This is a genomic window from Pseudoalteromonas sp. 2CM39R (genome assembly GCF_023161845.1).
Genome location: NZ_JALNTM010000001.1, coordinates 766,931 through 790,084, shown reverse-complemented (window position 1 = coordinate 790,084; position 23,154 = coordinate 766,931). Strand labels below are relative to the sequence as shown.

Annotated in this window: 14 protein-coding genes; 7 read left to right on the top strand and 7 right to left on the bottom strand. The window is 40.3% G+C overall.

Annotation, left to right across the window (positions count from 1 at the left end; genetic code table 11):
* The first annotated feature begins 98 nt into the window (after nucleotides 1-98).
* Nucleotides 99-4,550, top strand: coding sequence for an EAL domain-containing protein (locus MTF66_RS03485; protein ID WP_248526397.1), 4,452 nt, complete (start codon nucleotides 99-101; stop codon nucleotides 4,548-4,550).
* Here MTF66_RS03485 and MTF66_RS03480 read toward each other — a convergent pair.
* The 6 genes from MTF66_RS03480 to MTF66_RS03455 all read right to left on the bottom strand — a co-directional run bounded on the left by MTF66_RS03480 (nucleotide 4,525) and on the right by MTF66_RS03455 (nucleotide 15,483).
* Nucleotides 4,525-7,005, bottom strand: a complete 2,481-nt coding sequence (locus tag MTF66_RS03480) for a response regulator (RefSeq protein ID WP_248526396.1) — start codon at nucleotides 7,003-7,005, stop codon at nucleotides 4,525-4,527. The genes MTF66_RS03485 and MTF66_RS03480 overlap by 26 nt on opposite strands.
* 369 nt (nucleotides 7,006-7,374) lie before the next feature.
* Nucleotides 7,375-8,268 carry a cation diffusion facilitator family transporter gene (locus tag MTF66_RS03475; protein ID WP_248526395.1) on the bottom strand — a complete coding sequence of 298 codons (894 nt, stop codon included), beginning with the start codon at nucleotides 8,266-8,268 and terminating at the stop codon, nucleotides 7,375-7,377.
* A 257-nt stretch (nucleotides 8,269-8,525) separates the two neighbouring features.
* Nucleotides 8,526-10,460 (bottom strand): methyl-accepting chemotaxis protein, encoded by a 1,935-nt coding sequence (locus MTF66_RS03470; RefSeq protein WP_248526394.1) that lies wholly within the window; start codon nucleotides 10,458-10,460, stop codon nucleotides 8,526-8,528.
* Nucleotides 10,461-10,710: 250 nt separating this feature from the next.
* On the bottom strand, nucleotides 10,711-14,613 hold the full coding sequence (gene cobN / locus MTF66_RS03465) for a cobaltochelatase subunit CobN (RefSeq protein WP_248526393.1): 3,903 nt from the start codon (nucleotides 14,611-14,613) through the stop codon (nucleotides 10,711-10,713).
* Nucleotides 14,610-14,954 (bottom strand): DUF2149 domain-containing protein, encoded by a 345-nt coding sequence (locus MTF66_RS03460; protein ID WP_187489457.1) that lies wholly within the window; start codon nucleotides 14,952-14,954, stop codon nucleotides 14,610-14,612. Before MTF66_RS03460 ends, cobN begins: the two co-directional genes overlap by 4 nt.
* A 1-nt stretch (nucleotide 14,955) precedes the next feature.
* Complete coding sequence (locus tag MTF66_RS03455) at nucleotides 14,956-15,483, bottom strand: MotA/TolQ/ExbB proton channel family protein (RefSeq protein WP_248526392.1); 528 nt, start codon at nucleotides 15,481-15,483, stop codon at nucleotides 14,956-14,958.
* A 179-nt stretch (nucleotides 15,484-15,662) separates the two neighbouring features.
* On the opposite strand from MTF66_RS03455, the gene MTF66_RS03450 reads away from it, so the two are divergent.
* Nucleotides 15,663-17,843, top strand: a complete 2,181-nt coding sequence (locus tag MTF66_RS03450) for a TonB-dependent hemoglobin/transferrin/lactoferrin family receptor (protein ID WP_248526391.1) — start codon at nucleotides 15,663-15,665, stop codon at nucleotides 17,841-17,843.
* Between the two features lie 49 nt (nucleotides 17,844-17,892).
* Here MTF66_RS03450 and MTF66_RS03445 read toward each other — a convergent pair whose 3' ends face one another.
* Entirely contained in the window at nucleotides 17,893-18,840 is a 948-nt protein-coding gene (locus MTF66_RS03445) for an AraC family transcriptional regulator (protein WP_248526390.1), read from the bottom strand.
* A 97-nt stretch (nucleotides 18,841-18,937) separates the two neighbouring features.
* Between MTF66_RS03445 and MTF66_RS03440 the strand changes: the two genes are divergently transcribed.
* From MTF66_RS03440 to MTF66_RS03420, 5 genes are all read left to right on the top strand, one after another.
* The gene (locus tag MTF66_RS03440; RefSeq protein ID WP_175078825.1) at nucleotides 18,938-19,258 is read left to right on the top strand and encodes a DUF962 domain-containing protein; all 321 of its coding nucleotides are present in this window, start codon (nucleotides 18,938-18,940) and stop codon (nucleotides 19,256-19,258) included.
* A gap of 9 nt (nucleotides 19,259-19,267) precedes the next feature.
* Nucleotides 19,268-20,017: a class II aldolase/adducin family protein gene (locus tag MTF66_RS03435; RefSeq protein ID WP_248526389.1), complete on the top strand. Its 750-nt coding sequence runs from the start codon at nucleotides 19,268-19,270 to the stop codon at nucleotides 20,015-20,017.
* Between the two features lie 9 nt (nucleotides 20,018-20,026).
* Nucleotides 20,027-20,914: a bile acid:sodium symporter family protein gene (locus MTF66_RS03430; protein ID WP_248526388.1), complete on the top strand. Its 888-nt coding sequence runs from the start codon at nucleotides 20,027-20,029 to the stop codon at nucleotides 20,912-20,914.
* A 256-nt stretch (nucleotides 20,915-21,170) separates the two neighbouring features.
* Nucleotides 21,171-22,076, top strand: a complete 906-nt coding sequence (locus MTF66_RS03425) for a GGDEF domain-containing protein (RefSeq protein ID WP_248526387.1) — start codon at nucleotides 21,171-21,173, stop codon at nucleotides 22,074-22,076.
* Nucleotides 22,077-22,198: 122 nt separating this feature from the next.
* The gene (locus MTF66_RS03420; protein WP_248526386.1) at nucleotides 22,199-23,152 is read left to right on the top strand and encodes a slipin family protein; all 954 of its coding nucleotides are present in this window, start codon (nucleotides 22,199-22,201) and stop codon (nucleotides 23,150-23,152) included.
* The last annotated feature ends 2 nt before the right edge of the window (nucleotides 23,153-23,154 follow it).

Sequence of the window (23,154 nt, the reverse complement as noted above, 5' to 3'; positions counted from 1 at the left end):
GGGTTAATCAGTCAGTGCCTAAACTTTTTCTTTTGATTTTCAGTTTGCTGTTCTTCACGCTTTCCTCTTCGGCGTTGGCACAAAACTATGCTTTGCAAATGCAGCGTATTTCAACCGATGAAGGACTTACGCAAGGCAGTGTAACTAAAATCGTGCAAGATGATTTAGGCTTTATCTGGATTGGTACCTACCAAGGCTTAAATAGGTATGATGGTTATCAGGTAGCGCCTTTTGCTGGAGAGCACATGCTCGATCAGCGACAAATTACCACAATGCATAAAACTGACGACGGAAACATTTTCGTCAGCACTGAGTTTTCAGGTGCTTTTCTAATAGACCCAAAAACACTAAAAGTTGAAAAAATCTATTCTGGCAAACTAGACCCTGAAGATGTTTTCTTTTCGCCCATTTTAGCAATCACTGAAGACGATTACTTTTTTTACTTCGCTATTGCTCAGCACGTTTATTCATACAACAAGCAATCAAAAAAGTTTTTGCATGAGTTCTCTATCAATAAAGAAGAGCATATTGTGCGAGCACTCACCCTGCACGACAACTTTTTATATATAGGCACATCAAATGGGCTTTTCTCAAAAAACCTTGCAGATGAGCATATCTCGCATATTCCGCTTACCGATAAATCTCAGGTCACCGAAGATAATAAAAACGTAAAATTTTTAAGGGTCGATGCGCAACTGGGCTTATTTGTTGGCACTGTAGAGGGCATGTTTGATATACCTTTTAACGCTAACCGTTTATTGGCATTTGATAAGGTAAGGCTGTTAATCCCTAACTTAAATATTTGGGACTACTCTGTTAACTCATTTGGTGAATATATCGTCACAGAAAAAGGATTGTTCGAATTTAATCGCCAAACCATGTCGGTTGAGTTCATCTTAAACTTTGAACAAAGTAAGTTTTTGATGTCTGACAATTCAATTCAAGATGTAATGATTGATAAAACTGGCTTGCTGTGGCTTGCATCTCGTTCTCAAGGCGTTTTTACATGGTCAACACTAGCAAGACGTTTTAAACACATTGAATTAAAAAATAACCAAGCTCGCTTCAATAATAATGTCTGGTCGGTATTACAAGATCAAAATGATACCGTTTGGATAGGTACAGATAATGGCCTAATGAAGTACAACCAACTTACTAAAGATATTACACCATATTTAGTTAGTAACGATGAAAAAGCCTTTCATGGTGAGCATGGTATTTATGGTATTACTGAAGCTAACATTGATGACAGCAACCGTTATCTGTGGCTAATGAAATACGTAGGTCTTGCCTTGTTTGATAAACAGACTGGCGAACTAGTGCCTATAAAAGGCAATGCTGAGGCCATGCACCTTATAAATTACGGCCCTAACTGGGGCTTTCGTGCTATGGGTAATGATCAATTTGCATTTTTAGATGACCAAAATTTTTATAAGTACAATGGTAAAACAGGTGAACTTTCAACAATTAAAGGACTAAAAGAACAAGTTGACCTAGTTAATGCCCATGCTTTTTTAGAGCCACTGCCTGACCATCCCAACGAATATGTACTGAGTATGTCTGGCAAGTTATACCGCTACAATGAGCAGACTCAAAAGTTAACACTGATATACCAAACAGAAAACTATAACCCTTTAGCGTTCACCACAATTGATGACTGGGTGATGGATTATAACAATACCCTTTGGCTTGGCTCGGCTGACGAAGGACTTATTGGCATAGATGCTAAAACTTACGAAGTTAAACACCGTATTAATATACAGTCGGGCTTAAAAGCTAAATCTGTTTTTGCATTGCAAATAGATCGTTTTGGCTTTTTATGGTTAGGGACTCAAAATGGCCTTTACCGCCTTGACTTAAGCTCCTTAGAACTTGACCGTTACTTTATTCGCGATGGTTTAGCAGTTAATGAATTTAACATTGATGCCGACACCACCTTACATAACGGACAACTTGCATTTGGTAGTACCCGAGGCGTACTTTTACTTTCACCAGAGGACTTTTTATCGTCACCTGTAGAGGCTGGTAATATAACTACCGAAATTACCAATGTAACTTTGCTTTCGCGAGAGCTTAACTACCATCCATATAAATATGTGAATACGCCTCTTCAAATCACTTATGATGATATGGGCTTAGCAGTCACCTTTTCTAATTTTGATACCATTAATAAAGATAAAACATCGTACCGAGTGACCCTTGATGGGCCAACCTCACTGCAATATGACAAGCTAACAACCAATGAGGTCTTTTTCACTAAGTTACCGCCTGGTGATTATGTGTTATCAGTGTCGTCGTCAACCGAGTTAAGCGATGCAATATCAGCGTCTAGACAACTAAGATTTAATGTTGCACATGCACCTTGGTCATCCCCTGCTGCAAAAGCAAGTTATGTCATTATTGTTTTAGCTGTTTTGTTTTTCCTATTTTGGCAATACCGCGCTCGTCAGCAAATGATCGGCCGTGCGCATGCAGAAGCTGTAAAATCACAACAACAAACCGAACTCGCTTTAAGTAGTACTAAAAGTGGTGTTTGGGAGATTAACCTAGCAGAACAATTTTTAAGAACGACCCGCTTTTCTGCTGAACTGGGCTATGCCGAGTATAAAGATGGTATAAGCCTCAACAAGTTTGTGGGCTTAGTGCACCCGCACGATCGCAATAATGTAACTAGCCAGTGGCAACTATTTTGTAAGCAAACAAATAACCAACAATGGAATACTACTTACCGTTTAAAACATAAAAATGGTAACTGGCTTTGGTATGAAGACATTGGTCGTATTATTGCTACCGATGAAAACAACCGCCCATTAAAAATAACCGGTATTTATACCAATATTACAGAGCAACGCGCTAATGCCCTGCAAGCCAGTGTGCTCGGCGAAGCATTTGGGCAAATAAACGACTGGTTGCTAATTTTAGACAATCAACTCAAACCATTTTCAGCTAATGCTAGTTTTGGTGAAGCATTCGCCACGCCAAACAATGTTGCAGAGCTTACTAGTCGCGACTTTATTGCAGCCATAGGCCGTGCAAAATACCTTGAATATATAGACGTATTAAAAACACTTAAACCAAAGCAAAATTGGAAAACAGAGGCTGTCATTCGTACTTTAAAAAGCCCTGCACACCCAGTTCATATTAGTGTCACGGCTGTAGCCAAGGAAAACCAATCAATTAGTCATTATGTAATTGTAATTTCAGACTTAACAGAGCAAAAACGCGCTGAAGACGATTTGCGTTACTTAGCAAACTATGATCCGCTAACAGGCTTGCCTAACCGCTCTTTAATGTATACAAAAATTAGCAACTGTATAAATAACGCCAAAAAATACAATAAACTAGCTGCATTATTATTTATTGATTTAGATAAATTTAAGCCTGTAAATGATTCATTCGGGCACGCTGTCGGCGACCAATTACTTTGCGATATCACGCAAAGAGTAAGCCTAATGTTACCTGATAACGCCGTAATTGGTCGTCAAAGTGGTGATGAATTTTTGGTTCTTATTAAAGATTTACACTCACCGCAAACACTCAGTGATCTCGTTAAAAAGCTCACTGAAGAACTGGCAAGCAAGGTTATAATTGACGACTTTTCAATCAACATTTCAGCGAGTGTTGGTGTCGCTCTTTACCCATTTGATGCGAAAACAGCAGATGATTTAATTAAAAATTCAGATATAGCTATGATGCATGCTAAGCAATCTGGCCGTAACAATTTTAAATATTTCACAGAGCAGATGAATAACCAGCTAACCAAAAAGCTGTTACTTGAAAATGCCTTGAAAGATGCGTTTAAAGACGATGAGTTATTTAATAACTATCAGCCTATTGTTAATGCTAAAACTAAAACAATAAACGGCGTTGAGCTTTTAATGCGCTGGAAGAATGAGCAAGGTTTTGTATCACCTGCCGAATTTATTCCTATTGCTGAAGAGATAGGTCTAATCGATGCGTTGACTGAGCAAGCACTTGATAGAGCATTAACAGAGCTGCTGCCAATGCTACGTGCTAACCCACAGTTTTATTTATCATTAAACTTGTCGCCAACGCATATTTTAAAATCAAACTTAACTGAACGCTTATTACTTATTTTGAATAATCACATGGTTAAGCCTGTGCAACTGCGCCTTGAAATTACAGAAAATACGCTTTTAGAAGATAAAGAGAAAGCTTCTAAGCAGCTGCAAAAACTTAAAAATGCCGGCTTCAAACTATTACTGGATGACTTTGGCACAGGTTACTCGTCACTAACTTACCTAAGTCAATTCCCGATTGATGTGATCAAAATTGACCAAAGCTTCGTGCGAAACATTGGCCAAGATAAAAGTAATGAGTCAATAATAAAAACCATCCATGCGTTGTCATCGAACTTAGGCTTATATTGTATTGCTGAAGGAGTTGAGACTAGCGAGCAAATCAGCTTCTTAACAGAGATGGGCTGCGAAGATTTACAAGGGTACTACTTCGCAAAACCCATGTTGGCCGATGATCTCATTGCAGAAAGCACGATTCAGGCAATCATTGATCGACTAAACGCGCTTTAAACCATTTATTTAAGCAGCGATAAAGCTCATCTTTATTAATGGGCTTCGAGATAAAGTCATCCATGCCAGCTACAAGGCAGCGCTTTTGGTCCTCTTCAAAGGCGTTCGCCGTAATAGCAATAATGATAGCTTCGCCATACAGCGCAGGGTTCTGTTTTATTTCTTGTGTACATTGATAGCCATCCATGTGTGGCATTTGGCAGTCCATCAATATAATATCTGCCGTAAAGCTTTTAAGCTCTTCAAGTGCCTGTAAGCCATCGTTTGCCTTTTTGATAGTACACTGGGTGTCTTGCATCATTTTATGCAACACGATTTGATTTACAGGGTTATCTTCAACAATTAATACATTTATGCCACTCAGTGTTGGCTTGTCTGTACTTTGTTCTGCCGTTGCTTCTGCACCGCTTACCGTCACAGGGATAGCAACAGTAAACTCACTGCCCTTACCTTCTTGGCTTACTAAAGAGAGCTCTCCATCCATCAACTCTATAATACGTTTACTAATGGTGAGCCCAAGCCCAGTGCCACCATATTTACGGGTGGTCGATATATCGGCTTGAGTGAACTCTGTAAACAATTTAGCCTGTTGATCTGCAGAAATACCTATACCTGTATCGCGAATTTTTATTGCTAGTGCACCATTTGCCATTTTGCATTGCATGTTTATTTCACCAGACTCAGTAAATTTACCCGCATTGCTCAAAATGTTATTGATTACTTGGCTAAACCTCAGTGGATCTAGGCGGATATACTCAGGTATGTCCTTTGCTATGCTTAAGTTAAATTCGACACCCGTTTTCACACTGGTATTGCTAAATACTTTTGCTAATTGTTGTAGTAAGGCCTTAATATCAACAGCGCGGTTTTCTAATTTAAGTGCCCCCGCTTCAATTTTCGAAAAATCTAAAATGTCATTTAAAATCAATAGCAGGTTATTGGCACTTTGGTGGATCATCGCCAGCTCATCGCGCTCAGTTTCGGGCAGTTTAGGGTTTTCTAATAGCAGTTGAGTCATGCCTAAAATACCATTAAGCGGGGTACGTATTTCATGGCTCATATTCGCTAAAAATTGCGACTTAGTACGGTTGGCTTGATTCGCAATGCGAACAGCTTCGACTAGCTCATTAGTTTTATCATTAACTTGTTGCTCGAGCTGAGCATTAAAGTCGGTCAGTTTGTTATTCAACACTTCGTTTTCGTGATTAGCTTGATGCAAGCGATTAAAATTAAGCGCTAGCTTATTAGCTAAACTCGAAAACTGCGACTGCAAACGACTCACTTCTAGCCAAGTTTCTGGTAAGTCGGTATCTGTGATTGCCCGCTCAGGTTCAAATTTGTCGATTTGTTCAGCTAACTTTTCGATAGGAGTAATTAACCAGCGACTTAATTGCGTGATAAACACACTGGTTAATAAAATAATGAACAATATCATCACCAAGGACTGACCCCATGCACTCACAGCAACATTGTTGGCATGCTTGCGATTGAGCATGGTCATTACAATCCAGTTATGTTCTGTTGAGCGAGCTTCTCTGGCATAAAACTGCTGCTCGTTCTCAGCATCAAACATTTTAAAGCGTGCTTCATCTGCAAACGAATCTATTTCTTGATCTGTTAATTGTTGCAGCTCTTCAAAGTCATCTAATGTGCTAAATACCACTTTGTTGCTGGCATCTAAAATCAACAACTCGCCTTGATGACTAAATAGACTGGGCCTAAGGCCTGCAAAATAATCAAACATCAGTGAGCCTTCAACAACGCCAGTAAAGGTATTTTCAATATAAATCGGTGCTGATACTGCAACTATAGGTAAAGAACCAAAACCACGACCTTTAAATATTGTAGAGATATAACCAAGCTCATTATTAGGTGCATTTATAAAGTAATCTCTATCTGCCACATTGGCGCGTATGTTTGATTGCTGCAAACTAATCGCTAACGATTGTGGATAAAAGTGAGTTACATCAGCAAAAGCATCAGTAATGATTTGCGTTCTAAAATCAGGATATAAATTTGCCATATTCTCAAGAGCGACTTGAGGAGGAACACCATTGGCGATACTTCTGGCGGTTAATACCACCCCTTTTTTGTTATGGTCGAGGTGTGCATCAATTGTGCGTGCGATTTCTTTGGCTTTTTCTTTTAACTGCGCATTTATCTCATACTCAATGCGCGCATAATGGTTATTGGTTAGTACTACGGAGGTTAATATGACTACCAACACAACCAGTAAGGTCACTACATAATTGAGTATTTTATAGAGCGATGAATAATGTTTATGCCACGAATAGCGACTAAAGAAAAAGCTCAGTAAATCAATAACAGATAAGTAAATTGCAGCATTTAAACAGTACTTAGCAAGTGCAATAGCAATCGTTAGAATTGGTAAACCTAAAAAGAAATGGCCAAAACTCCAAAGTAGTGGCAAACCTATCATCAGCCAAAACAGCATACCTCTAAAAAAAACTGGTCGCGATTTTGATAAACAGAAAAGCTGTAAGCAGATGAGCTCTAAAGCAAATACAATGGAAGGCCAAGCATGCCCCCACCTGTAAAAAATAAACCCTGTACTTATAATAAAAGTGATAATTGCAAACCGCCAACCAAGTAGCAGCAAGCTTAAGATCACAAAAAACTGGCCAAGAAGAAACTCTGAGCTATCTAAAAACCAAATTGGTAGTAAATTAACAACTCCTGCAATACATCCAAGCAGTACTGCAGCTAAAAAGTTGAAAAATGAAGGCTTATTTTGAAGCAAAAAAGGTATCCTAACTTCATAGTGATACCTTTAAATTAAAAGAAAATTAAACTTTTTGCCACTTTAATTAACATGCTGGCATTCATGACTTTCTATTTGCAGCACACTTTTTCCAATTTTAAAGCGTGACAGCAGTAGTTGTTCGACCTTTAAGCGACACGCTTCATCATGCTTTTCAACGGTGCAATGCTGCTTTAAAACAACATGCGCGCCAACAATGATGTCTTTGTCTTGGCGCATGACCGTAACATTGTGGACATTTTCTACGTGTTCAACAGTGGCAATGCTTTGTTCAATATCAGCTACATTCGGCAGCTTACTTCTATTTTCAAGTAAACCTTGAATACAACGAATGATCACTTTGACCCCAGTAAACAAGACAAAGGTAGCAATCAACATACTCGAAATAATATCGATTTCTGCCCAGCCAGTTAGGTGGATTAAAATACCAGCAAAGAAGGTTGAAACAGTTGAAATTAAATCAAAAAACGAGTGTAAAAACACTGCATAAACGTTAATACTGGCTTTGCGCCCTTTGTATAACACCCAAGCTGCAGCACCATGAAACAAAAAACCAATAGCTGAAATGACCGACATCAGATAGCTATTAATTTGTAAATCATGGCCATCGCTATGATGAAAGTAACGCTCACCACCCTCATAAAGGATAATCAAGCTAATACTTAAATATAAGATGCCATTGATCAAGCCACCAGTAAGCTCTGCGCGCTGGTAGCCATCATTAAAGTTTTTCGCGAAATATATCGCCATGCTTGAGGCAATAAGCGCGATGAATAAAGAACTGTTATGAACAAACAAATGCCCAGCATCAGCAAGTACAGCAAGCGAATTCGAATAATAGGCGCCAATAACCTGTATCACCATAAACGAGCACGTTATGGCTAAGGCAATCAACAAGCGGCGTCTAGATGCTTGGTGTGTTGTAATATCTGTCATGAAGAAGTGAAATACCTATCAGCTGGAAATGCGGTAATGATATAAAGTCTCAATTGTAATACGCAGCGCACTTAAACGCACTAAAAACTTAGTTAATAGTCCCTTTTTGAAAGTTTTTTGCACGATGTGTTAGTAATAAGAAAGGAATTAGCAGCAAACAAGTAAACTGAAACACTCACTTGTAAGCTAAAAAGCAGTAAGGCGTTAACAACACATGTTGTTAACGCCTTTTCTCAAAGTAGATTCAGTGACGGCTATTAAACTTTAAACTGACTGACTAAATCTTTTAGGTGCTGAGCACGCGATAATAAGCTTTGCGTACCACGCTGTTGTTGCTCAGCGTTATCATGTATTTGCATTGCACTATCGGAGATATCATGGGCAGACTGATTGATATGCTCTACCACCGTGCCCTGTTCTTCGGTTGCTGCTGCAACTTGATGATTGCCTTGGCTGATAATTTCAAACTTCTGCTGAATAGACTGAAGCGCAGACACTGCAATATGCGTAAGCTCAGTCACTTTTTGACTACTTTGCGTGCCTTCGGCAATTGCTTCTTGTGATTGCAATGATGAGTTTTGTAAACGCGAAATCTGTTCTCTAATTTCAGAAGTCGATGTTTGCGTACGCTGTGCAAGTGAGCGTACTTCATCAGCGACGACCGCAAAGCCTCGGCCTTGCTCACCCGCTCTTGCCGCCTCAATTGCCGCATTGAGCGCCAATAAGTTAGTTTGTTCTGAAATTGCATTGATCACTTCAACAACCGAGTTGATCTCAGCTGCTTGATTAGCAAACTCACCGATACTTTTATCAACCGTGATCAAAATATCATTCAGCTCATTCATGGTTTGCGCTGTGGCAGCCATACTTTGATTGGTTTGCACGGTTTCTCGCACTGCTTCTTCCGTGTCGCTTGCTGTACGATGAGCAATATCAGACACCTCGTTAATTGTTTGCCCCATTTCTGTAATAGCTGTGGCAACTTGATCGGTTTGCGCGCGCTGATCTTCGGTAGCAGCAAAGGTTTTGTTGGCAAAGTTCGCAAGATCGTCAATCCCCTCTCGCATCGCTTGCTCGGTGACACTGATTTCATCCACCAGCTCAGCTACTTTACCAATAATGGCATTAAAGCCCTTAGCAAGATGACCCAGCTCATTATCAACACTGTCATCTAAACGTTTTGTTAAATCACCGCCGTGACCTGCCATACCAAGTAGCTCGTCACCAACACTGCGTATTTTCTTACTCAGCCAATTAGCAAAATAAAGCGTTAGCACTAAAAATATACCTGCAAGCACGACACTTACGATAATCGACATCCAAACTACTGTATTAATCGCGCTTGATATCTCTTGCTTGGGCTGAACCGCCACAAGAGTAAGGCCAGTTCCTTCAATTGGCATAACCCCAGCGTAAACATCTTCATCTGCGAGCTCGACTTGCGATAGAGTAAAGCCAGTATGTTTACTGCTCAAAAAGCTTTGTAATGCGCTTAATGAAGCGACGCTTGTGGCTTGTTTACCAATATAAGCATCATTTGCGTGTGCAATAATTCGCTTGCTGTCATCAATTAAAAATAAATACCCTTGCTCGCCAATTTTACGCGACGTGACAATGCTAGAAATATCTGAAATATCATAACCAAGCCCTGCCACACCGAGGCGTTGCCCTGCAATTTCAACTAGCGTGTTAACGTATAAAGTGAGGTGTCCGCCCTGCTCACTCACATCTAAAGCGAGCGCTTGGCGTTTATCTGAGCTAATAAAGTCAAAAAACCAACTGTCTCTTGGCTCACTTTGTGAAATTGATTTGAAAAAGCCGTCTTGTGTGTAATAACTCATCGAATTCTTACTTACCCAAAACACCGATGAAGCACCGCTTTTTCTTTGTAAGTCAGCAAAGTACGCCATGACACGTTGATGAATTGGCGAGTTTTTCTCACCTTCGCTCATCCACGTATGCAGAATTTTGTTTTCAGCTAAAGACTGTGACACAGAGATCGGATAACGCATTTGAGCGTCAATTTCGGCAGCCACTTTACCCACAGCGTCAGGCAATAATTGCTCTTCTGTTTGTTGGTAATAAAGCCGAGAAAATTGGCTGGTATTGATTAAGGCGCTAACCACAGTGACAACAAACAATGCAATTAACACAAAACTAATAAAAATAGTGCGCAGCGATAGATTTCGCATTCAGCAAGCCTCATACTTAATGGTGGAGTTTTGGTTTTAGATCATCCTTGCGTCCTATCAATAATTTTAGGTAACAAGTCTGTGTTAAGCAATTGCTATTTAAGCTTTTAATCGCTTAATAATTGAAAAAACCAATACAAAGTACAAAAACTACAATATGAGTTATGCTAAACGTTATAATTGTACCCGGCATGCACACAAATAAAGCAAGGTAATAAGCGCCATCACTTATTACCTTGCCAAACTTAGACTATTCCTTTCTTTGCAATAGCGGGCTTATCATCCCTGTGAAAAAAATCCCGCCTAATAGCCACCATAATGTATAGTCAGATTCTGTCGGTTTACCTTGTTCAACCTGTTCGAGTTTTTGGCCACTCACTTGCTGGCTAGCTGAACTTACACTGTTGGCAAGTTCTGGTGCAGCTTGCCCAGGTACTAAAGGTGCAAGACCAAAGCCAGCATTTTGCTCTTTTACGAACTCAGTAAATGTTTCATTGTCTGTAACAACATCATGTTGATTAGCAATTTCAGTGTAGGTTTCGAGCATTTTCTTAAGTGTCTCGGCATCAGCTTGCCAATAACCTTTGCGAACAGCCTCTAACATTCGCTCAATGATTTGTGCTAATGCTTCAGCGTTATGTTGCTCAAAGAATTCGCGCATTTGCATATCGTATTTATCATCAACATACACTTCAAAGAATTCTTGCCATTGATCATCTCTTACCTCGTCGGGGGTCATAACTTCCCAGCCCCACATGTTGTTCATACGGTCTAAAATAGCGGTAGCCCCAGCATAACCTGAGTCTTGCATCGCTTTAATCCAACGAGGATGGAAATAACGACTGCGCATCTCGTTGCTGATAAACTGATCTAAAGTTTGAATTTTCTCCTGCCCTTTACGGCGTAAATTAGAGACATACATTTGTGGTGTTTTACCATCAATATTACGAACCGCTAGGCCGATGCCACCAAAGTATTGAAACGGATCATCATTCGTCATGAGTGCATAAAGGTTACTTGAACGAGAAAACACCACCCCATCTGTGCCCGACAACACCTTTTTATATAGTCCTGTTTCTGATAAATTTTCGCTCCAGCGAGCCTCATCTTTACCAAAACCAAAGCCCATTCGATCTAAATATAAATTAGCCAGCTTACTGTCATTTTCCCAGCTATCAGAGTCAAGCGCTCCCCCCGCAAGCCCTGTACCGTATGCACCACTTTCATTAGAGAAAATACGCACAGAAGATAAGTAATCTGCATCTTCTTCACTTTTACCTTCATCTAATAGTGTTTGCTTAAGGGTCATTGAGTGGCGATAAACAAAATTATTATCTTCTTTCATCTTTGCCACTTTATCTATTGCCTCAGCAATCCATAGCATGACATTAGGAAATGCGTCACGATACAAGCCTGTCGCAGAAACCACTACATCAATACGTGGCCTGCCAAGCTCAGAGTATGGGATCACTTCTGTGCCAACAATGTTGCCCTGATTATTCCACTTCGGCTTTATCCCCATTGCATGGAGAATTTGTGCTTCTAATGCACCTTGATGACGCATTGTTTCAAGTGACCAAAGTGAAAAAGCAAGCTTCTGTGGGTAACGGCCATGTTCTGCTTGATACTGCTGTACAGTTTGTTCAAGCATCTTAACCCCAGCCTGATAAGCTTCTTTTGAAGGTACTTTCGCTGGGTTAAAGCCAATTAAGTTTCGACCTGTTGGTACAGCCGCCGGATTACGGATAGGGTCATTACCGTGACTTACTGGTATATACTGACCATTTAAACCATTCAGCAAACCGGTGATTTCTTCACTTCTGTGAAAGTTTTGCCAGTACTCTTTTGCTGTCGCAATATCACTTTGTAACGACTCAGGAATGGCTAAGTTACTATTTTCACCCAGCACACGCGCTAGTAACTGAAATCCTTCTAATGCCTCTAACTTTACAACCTTGCGCTCGTCTTCACGTTCAGACTCGCTAATAGCAATACCTATTTCTCGCTCAAATTCACCTGCTTGTTTAGTGAAATCATCACCAAGCATTTGCAAAATAGTACTGTAAAGATGGGCATTGATTGGTAGCTCACCAAAAATATGAACTCCTAGCGGCTGGCTCATCTGTGCCAGTGTGTTCAAGTGATCTTGTAAGACAGTAATCTTGTCAGCGAATTGAGCAGCTAAAATAGCTTCATCAAGATCAAGGTCTTTTAACATATTCAATTGCTTAGCAAGCTTAATTATTTCTTGCTGCGTATTTGATTTTGTTTGCCCTTCATCCAACATTAAATAGTTGGTGATCAGTTCGTTTAATTTTGCCACTTCAGTGTATAGCCCTGCTTTTGCAAAGCCTGGGGTTAAGTGACTGATCATGGTGGCACGACCACGACGCTTTGCCTGCATCGCTTCACCGACATTATCAATAATGTACGGATAGAAAACAGGAATATTGCCTATCGCTAAGTTTGGCGCATCATAAACCGATAAGCCACGCTCTTTACCACTTAGCCACTCTTGTGAACCATGAGTACCTAAATGCACCACCGCATCAGCATTAAAAACATCACGTGCGTATAGATAAATAGCTAAATAACTATGATTGATGACCGATTTAGTACTGTGATACTGGGCAGCATGCTGCTTTGCCGTTTCACCACGCACACCTTGAGGAAGTACGATCATGTTACCCAGCTCCATGCGCGGAATGACAAACATCATTTCGCCATTGTGCATACGCAACATAGCGCTTTCACTTGGTTGGCCATATTTATCAATAATTGGCTGAGTGACATGCTGAGGCAGGCTATCAAACCAAGTTTGATAGCTACTTAGCGGTAAATAATCTGCGAGTCCGAGTTTTACCAAAGCCTCAGCATCTTCACCACGATAATAAGGGCGAAGCAATTTACCCGCTTGCTCAACTAACGTGGCTGTATCCGTTTGTTTTACTTGGTAACCCTTGTCGTTCATCGCTTTTGCGATGTTAGCAATCGAACTCGGTACATCTAAAAATGCAGCGCCAATATTCTTTTCACCCGGCGGATAGTTCCAAATGAAGGTGGCGATTTTTTTATCTGTGTTTTTAATGTGCGCTAAATTGGCATGATTAAATGCACGCTCAACCAACGCATTAAGTTGCGCTTGCATTGCCACCTTACTGCCCTTTTCATTGGCGGCAATAATAATTGGGTCGGTGCTACCCGTATCTTCTGGCATTACAAGAAAGAACGGAGTGAGTGCTGGTGATACACCCGCATGATCTTCTTTAAAGGCCTGTTCATCGCCTTCGGTATAGTTAAGTGCATGAATAACAGGCACGCCAATTTGCATAAACTCTGCGCGGCGTTTCTCAACATAGTGTAATGAACGATAGTTAATGATTAAATCTACCCGTGAACCGGTTTCATCACTTAGTAACTCTGGATAGGTTAATGCTTCGTCATTGCCTTCAAAGAAAAACGCCAATGCTTTCGCACCTTTGTTCTGAAGACCAGTAATTAATGCATCAACTATTTGTTGCTGTTCATAATCAATGACTGAACGATGAATCGCTATCGCTAAAACTGGTTGAGCTGGCTTAGCATCTAACCAATTAAAAAACTGCGTTTCATCAGCACTAACATGGTCGTCAAACTCAGGATGATATAAACCAACGTTTGGAATGACTTTAACTGGCTTTGCTGGGACATCTGAGAGTTTAAAAATGGCATTCGCAATATAAAGCATCATATTACGATAATTATCGCGCCCAGCATTATTGTAATAACCACCAAGGTGAGTATGTTGCAGCTCAGATAAACCGCTATTCATTGCTGAGTTATCCATATCACCGAGTGAGATCACTGGTACATTGGGGTACTCAGTTAAATATGGCTGATACTTAGCAAACATATATTTTGAAAGCGCAGGGTTTATACCATCCAACAAAATAAGCTCGGCATTTTGCCAAGCTTGTTTAATCTCTTCGTCTGTTTTGCCTTTAGTACTAAAATTAGTAAAGGTGAACGGTTGATCTTCAGCAAGGCTTGTTAGCAATGCCCCTTTCGATTTAGACACATGACCCGACATCATTATAAGTACTTCAGGCTTTTGTGCGGCATGTGAAGTCAGTGCACTGAATAAAAGCAGCGCAAACGTTATTATTCTTATCATTGTGTATTCTCTTGTTTGCTCGTTGCTGAGCCATCACTTTCGGGTACATATACAAAGCTACCGTCAGCCATTTTATAAGCCACACCAGCGCGCATGCCCTCGCCAGAACCAATTTCACCGTTAGATTTATATTGTTTAATTTCTTTGCCTTCTTTAACAATTACTTCCATATTTGGCTCACCGGCATTTTTAACAACAGTCACGTTTTCTGCAGTAAAAGGGCTGAGTGGGTTTTGTGCAATTGCAATAAGAAGTGCAGCAATAATCACCAGAAATACATCAACAAGATTAACGGCACTGACAATTGGGTTTAACTCTTCGTCTTCGTCTAAGAAGCGCATGTTATTGCCCTCTTAATTTACGAATATTGATAAGCTCTTGAGCGCACCAACGTTTTTTAACCGAAGCTGGCCAAAACGTTAGAGTCGAAATAACCAAACCCCAAATAACCGCTGCAAAGGCAATGATTAAATTTTCGCTGATCCCCTGAATGTTGCCATCGGCAAGGGCTTTTAATGCAGGTCCCATTGGGATCATAGTAGCAATTAGACCAAGCATAGGTGCTATACGAGTAACAACTCTAAGTACTTCTAGTTGTTTTAACGCAAATACTTCAAGCTCATCTTCAGATGCTGTTGGGTTCGCTACATAGTAATTATGGACATAAAAGCCTCTGTAATTCGTGGCCGTTTTAGTATCTATATCTCGCTGATAAGCAAGTTGATTTTTTCTTCTGATTAGATATTCAGATACGAACCTCCCTGCTGCGAAAAACGCATAAACAAAGAGCACTGCAATCACTAAAATCACAGGTGCCATTAGAAGAGCTGACACATCAGCCATAACTTGTTCGATTATTTGGATATTCACATTATTACCCCAGTAAATTTGACCAGCACAAATGTACGTGAAAACACACACCATTACAATAATGCAAATAATAACAATTTGCATTTGTATTGATCTTTACAAAAATAGGCGTATTATTCTGGCAAAAATTAAACAGTTCTCTGTACACAAATAATATAAAGCTCCTAAGGAAACCAATAATGCGCCTAGCTAAAACACATTCTTTACGCATTTTAATCGCTGCGACTCTTGCAGCTTCAGCAACACCTACCATTGCCGATGAATCAATCAAAGCTGACGATTTAGAAGTAATTGTTGTTAGTGGCTCGCGTACTGAAAAACCATTAAAAGATGTTGCTGCGAGTATTTCTGTAATAACAAGTGACGATATTGAAAAACAAGTTGTCACTGATATGAGTCAATTATTCTTATATGACCCAAGTATTCAGGTAACTGGCCGTGTTGGCGGTGCACAAAACATTCAAGTACGTGGTATGGGTTCTGATCGTATTTTGATGATCAAAGACGGCATGCGAATGAACGAAGGCTACGGTGCAAACGGCTTGAACGATGTTGTGGGTCGTGGCTTTATTGATACCGATACTTTAAAGCAGGTTGAAGTTGCAAAAGGGGCTGCATCTTCGCTTTATGGCTCTGATGCACTGGGCGGAATCGTGGTGTTTACAACTAAAGATGCAAGCGACTATTTACAAGACGGTGAGCAGTTTGGCGGCCGTGTGAAATTAGGTTACAGCGACTTAGATGATCAAACCAGTTTAGGTGCAACACTGTATGCCCAACATGGTAATTTTGATCACCTATTGAGTGTAACAGCGCGTGATGGCGAGGAAGAGCAGAATAAACACGACAGCAATGCGCCATTCGAAATTGATTCACAAAGCCTTCTTTACAAACTTAAATACAACATAAACGATAAAGATTACATTAACTTCTCTGCTGATCTGTGGCGCCAAGATGTCAACGGCGACAGTGCTGATGGTCTTCTTAGCTATTTCCGTGGCTTAGCGCAATATGGTTACAATATTGCCACTGAAAACACGCAAACAGAAAAAGATAGCGACTCATATCGCTTTAGTTACAACAATAACTCAGGCAATCGTTTATGGGATAGCGCTCAGTTTAACCTTTACTACACTAATAACCGTCAAGACGACCAAGAATATGCGCTATTAGACATCAACGCGCCAATGTTTGGTACTGTAGAAATGCGTGACATGTGGAAAACAGGCACCTATGAGCAAACAACCTATGGTTTGATCTCTCATGCAAGTAAAGCCTTAAATAAACATCACACTCTTGGTTATGGCATTGATGTTGAAACAACCGAAAGCTTACGTACTGTGCATGAATATCGTGAAGTTGAAGGCAAAACAACCAAAGACGATACCACCAATAAGTTCCCTAAAAACGATACTCTTCGTGCTGGTTTATTCATCAATGACGAAATCTCATTACTTAACGACAAGTTGGTTGTAACGCCAGGTGTTCGTTTTGATTATTACAGTATGGATCCAAACGGCGCTATAAAAACAGATGGTGAAGAATACGCTAAAATTGATGAAAGCAACCTCTCATTTAATTTAGGTGGCTTATATTATATCAATGATATGCTGAGCGCATATGCGCAATACGGGCAAGGCTTTAAAGTACCTGCTTATGACCTAGCTTACATTGAGCATTATAACCAACCTACCGCTGAATACATTTATGAAGTATTACCTGCGGATGATTTAGATCCAGAGAAAAGCGATACTTTCGAGCTTGGTTTACGTGGCCACATAGGCGATTTTACAGTTACAGCAGCAGTATTCCACAACAAGTTTGATGACTTTTTAGCAACCGAATTAATAGATCGTGAAACCGTATTTAATGACGACGGCTCATTTGGATATATTCACGATAAATATCAGTATCAGAACATTGACTCAGTAACCATCAAAGGTGCAGAGTTTTCTACAACTTACTATGCAACAGACGCTATTTCTGTGTTTTTAAATGCCAGTTATCAAGACGGTAAAAATGACGAAACCGATGAATACATCAGCTCAATCAACCCTCTATCAGGTAACTTGGGTGTGAGCTTCCAAGGTGACACATTTGGTAGTGATTTAATCGTGAACTTTGCTAAAAAAATGACCAAAGTAAACGAAGGCAATTACGAAACACCGGGCTACGGTACGGTTGATTGGTTAGCGCGAGCAAGCTTTGGTCAAGCTAATCTAAACTTAGCTATTCGTAACTTGTTCGACAAAACTTATTATCAGCATGGCAGCCTTGCCAACCATTCAGCTTCAGATAGTTTAGAAGGGCTCGAAAGTTCTGGTCGTAGTATTTCTGCAAGCATTAGTTATAGCTTCTAATTAGTTTTAAAAACCATGTCGAGTGCAACAGTGCACTCGACTTATGGCATTAACTTTTTTGCCTGTACACTTTTGGCGACATGCCATACCAGCGATGAAATGCATGATGAAATGCACTAATTTCAGAGTATCCACATAAAAAGGCTATCTCAGTAACTGAAAGATCTGTTTCGTTTAACAACGAAACACTTTTTTGCTGTCTTAAACTTGCCAATTCTTTACCAAAACTTGTGCCCTCTTTTGCAAGACGGCGCTGCAGCGTTTTTTCACTCATATTAAGTGCTTTTGCCATTGCTTTACTGGTTGTTTGCCCTTGAATTAAATGCTCTTCAAGTAAAATTCTCAGTACCTGCGTCACATTCGTTTGCGTCACTAGTTTCATCTGACTTGATAACACAGGTTCACTATCGGTATTTTCGCTAAAAAACAGGCTGTGGGTCATTGCGCCGTATTCAACTTTGCAATTAAAGTGCGCATTAATCTCGCTGTGTGGCTCTTTACGTTGCAAGCAAATTCGCGTTGGGTGCCAATCTTTTCCCTTTACAGTGCGCGCTATTTTCACACAAAACGCCATGGGCGCTTCGTAGCTTAGCAGTGACATATCCCGCTCACCATCACTAAAGTTAAAGCGAAGTTCATACTCACTACCGTGATCGATCAAAGATACATTATGTGTATCGCCCATCAATTTTTGATACCGCAATATCAGCCGAAAAGCACTCAATAACTGTGTTGACTGAATAATCGCCATGCCTACCACCGGAATAGCGCGTACATTCATGTTACTGCCAACATAAAGACCTAAGTGGGTATTTGGTAACATGGCTTGCGCTTGCTTCCAAAGCATACTGACACTGGCTTGTGGGTATCGGGCTGTTTGGCTACTTAATTCTGCTAAAGAAATATTTGCCGCTGCAAACAACTCATTAATTGGTAAGCCCTGCCATTTAAACGACTCAGCCATAGCACGTAGCCACCAGCTTGATAAGGTTCTCATGAGCGTCCTAAATAAACAATTTAATGACCTATATTATCAAGTAAATAAAAGAATAAAAGCCTATTGTTAACCTGTAATTAACAACGGAGACAACAATATGGGCACTGTAGCAAGTAAACGCGAGTTCGCGAACTTTAAAGAGTTTTACCCCTATTACTTACAAGAGCACAAAAATAAAGTCTGTCGACGCTTACATTTCATTGGCAGTTGGATTGTTTTGGCTATTTTGTTTGCCGCTATTTATCAGCAGCAATATAGCTGGCTAATTTTATGCCCAGTTGTGGGCTATGGCTTTGCTTGGGTTGGTCATTTCTTTTTTGAAAAAAATCGCCCCGCTACTTTTACACACCCTTTTTATAGCTTTATTGGTGATTGGGTCATGTTTAAAGACATTATTATTCGCAAAGTACCATTTTAGGAAAACACCATGACCATGAAACACACAGTATCAGAGCAAGAATGGCAAGCCCGTGTTGAGCTCGCTGCCGCGTATCGCCTAGTTGCTTTATATGGCTGGGATGATTTAATTTTTACCCATATTTCAATGCGCGTTCCCGGCACAGAAAACGAATTTTTGATAAACCCGTATGGCATGATGTTTCACGAAATTACCGCATCAAGTCTTATCAAAGTAGATCAACAATGTAATAAGCTGCATGACAGCGAATACCCAGTTAATCCTGCGGGGTTTAATATTCATAGCTGTATTCATATGGCGCGTGATGATGCCCATTGCGTTATTCACACCCACTCACTCAATGGCACGGCAGTGTCTGCCAACAAAGAAGGCTTATTACCTATCTCTCAGCAAGCTGTTGTTGTGCACTCAGGTTTGGGTTATCACGACTACGAAGGCATTGCCCTTAATCCTGCAGAGCAAGACCGTTTAGTGAGTGACCTAGGTTCTAATAACTTTCTAATGCTTCGTAATCATGGCCTATTAACAGTAGGTAAAACGGTCGCTGATGCATTTTTGTTTATGTATGTTTTTGAAGCTGCATGCGCTGTACAAACTCGTACTTCACAAAATACCGAGCAACTCGTACAAGTACCTAGCGCGATTATTGAGGGTATCAAAGGGCAAACTGAAGTTGCTACTAAGGGACTGGGTGGCGCAATTGCTTGGCCTGCCTTACTGCGCTTACTCGACAATAAAAGTCCGGGTTACGATCAATAAGGATATACCATGCAAATTGATATCATGACTAAAATAGTGCTGCCTTTAGCACTATTTATCATCATGTTTGGCATGGGGTTAGGGCTTAAAAAGCAAGACTTTGGGGCATTATTTATTAGCCCCAAAGCACTTTCAATAGGCTTAAGCTGCCAAATACTGTTATTGCCAAGCGTTGCGTTTTTATTAGCAATGAGTTTTACCCTAACCCCAGAGCTCGCTATTGGCCTGATTTTAGTAGCTTGCTGCCCGGGTGGTGTGACTTCAAACCTCTATACCTATTTATTCAAAGGGGATGTTGCGCTGTCAATAAGTCTAACAACGCTAGCAACATTTATCTCACCGTTTACCTTGCCACTGATTATGCATTTTGCCATGCAAACATTGAGTGTGCCGGGCCACGAATTCGCTTTGCCAGTGATTAAAACCATAGTGCAAATGCTGATAATAACGGTACTTCCTGTTTGCTTAGGAATGGTATTTAATCACTTTAAACCCCATTTGAGCTTGAAAATAGAACCCTTTATACGTCGTTTTTCGAGTGTATTCTTAATTATGATAGTGCTTAGCATTATTCATAAAAATGCTGACCAAATGCTGAGCTTTTTTGCAACCAGTGGCATTGCAACGCTGACATTAAACCTCAGCACGCTGTTACTAGGGTTGTTTTTTGCAAAAATATCGGGCTTAGATCACAAGCAACAAATGAGCATTGCGGTTGAAGTTGGGCTACAAAATGGCACCCTTGCCATTTTAATTGCGAGTACCTTAATCAATAATGCCGCCATGGCAATTCCAGGTGCAACCTATAGTTTATCAATGTTTGTAACGGGTTATATTTTTTGTCGCTTATTTAGCGCGCATCATACAAAACACCTTGCCATTCTCAACAAGGCATAAAAGCCAAAGTGATGACTAAAAACAAGGAAGTTTTTAATCACACAGTAATAAAAAATAGTTAAAATTTGAGATAACCAAATGAGTCTAAAACACACCTAATAACAAAGTTCATCACCCATCCTAACTATTAATTTTTTATTTATTTTTCATAACTATACCTAAATCATTAGTTATAATTTTTGCTCTGTGGTCAGTCTTGTTTAATAAGATATTTTCGTTCACTATCAATTTATGGCTTGTTATATAGGGACATATTGTGGCCGAACTTAATAACTCTAAATTGCCCGTTCATGTTGCTGAATTAAAGTTTGCACTTGATAACGTACCCGCATACGTTTACATAAAAAATGAGCTCGGGCATTACGTTTATGCTAATAAGCTTACCTTGGGTTTATTTGCTTGCTCTGAGCAAGAATTACAGCATAAAAGTGATGTGGACTTTTTCCCGGTTCCTGACGTAAAAAAGCTAGCAAAAATAGACAAGCGGGTGCTCAGCGGTGAGCGTACACGTGAAGAAGTTGAGCTTACCTTTCCCGACGGACACCAATATATTTTCTGGGAAGTGAAAACCCCTATTATTTGCGACACAGAGCCTAACAAAGTCATCGGCATTTTAGGTATTGCAACAGACATTACCGAACGAAAACACCTTGAAGAACAACTCCTCTATGCTGCCTCTACCGACCCGCTAACTGAACTTTTAAACCGCCGTTATTTTTATGTTCGTTTATCACTGGCATTACAAATGAGCAAGCGCGACCAAAACTATGGTGCAGTGATATTTATTGACCTTAATAAGTTTAAAAAATTAAACGATCAATATGGCCACAATACCGGCGACGCTTATCTTGTTGAGATTGCTGAAAGAATGAAAACCGTTGTGCGCGAAAAAGACTGTTTAGCCCGCATTGGTGGCGATGAGTTTGTTGTATTACTTGAAGGGCTAAGCCGAAATGAGCAAACAGCCAAACAAAATGCCCATCGCGTTGCCGATAAACTGCAAACAGCCATCGAAGTTGAGTTTATTCACCAAGATCTTAACTATAAGGGCTCAGCCAGTGTTGGCGTCACCATGTTTTTAGGCACGCAAAAAACAGCCGATGAAATTGTGGCTCAAGCTGATCAACACATGTATTTGATAAAACATGCACTGAATTATTAATACAATGCATAAAGAATAAAACTGCACTTAAATAGGTAACGATTACAAATCAATAGCGTGCTTTGCTTTGTGGTGGTAATCTGAGCAGTGAAAAATAATATTAATTGTATTAAGGAAAGTACATGGACCCCGTTTCTAGCATTTTAGACCTGTTGTTAAATGTAGAAGTCTTTCTTCTAATTTTTGTTTTAGTGCTACTAAAAAGTAGCGTTAAATTTGTGCCGCAAAATCGTGCCTGGTTAATCGAGCGTTTTGGAAAGTACCATTCGACCAAAGAAGCCGGCTTAAACTTTATTGTGCCATTTATCGACCGTATTGCCGCTGACCGCAGCTTAAAAGAACAAGCGCAAGATGTGCCTTCGCAGTCTGCTATCACCAAAGATAATATCTCGCTTATCGTCGATGGTGTGCTGTATTTCCGCGTGCTTGACCCGTATAAAGCTACGTATGGTGTTGATGACTATGTATTTGCAGTTACTCAGCTATCGCAAACAACGATGCGTTCTGAACTTGGTAAAATGGAACTAGATAAAACCTTTGAAGAGCGCGACATGTTAAACACCAACATAGTTACCGCGATTAACCAAGCATCTGAGCCTTGGGGTATTCAGGTTTTACGTTACGAAATTAAAGATATTGTGCCACCTAATTCTGTAATGGAAGCCATGGAAGCACAAATGAAAGCTGAGCGTGTAAAACGTGCGCAAATTTTAGAGTCTGAAGGTGACCGACAATCTGCCATCAACGTGGCTGAAGGTAAAAAGCAAGCCCAAGTCCTTGCTGCCGAAGCTGAAAAAGCCGAGCAAATTTTACGCGCTGAAGGTGAAGCGAAAGCGATTATCGCCGTTGCTGAAGCACAAGCAGATGCACTACGTAAAGTAGGTGAAGCCGCTGACACCGAACAAGGCCAAAAAGCAATTCAACTCGACCTAGCCACTAAAGCCATTGCCGCTAAAGAAGCCATTGCTCGTGAGTCATCTGTGGTATTACTTCCTGAAAATGGTACTGACGCAAGCTCGCTTGTAGCTCAAGGTATGTCTATTATTAACTCTTTGAATAAAAAGCAACAAAGTTAGGT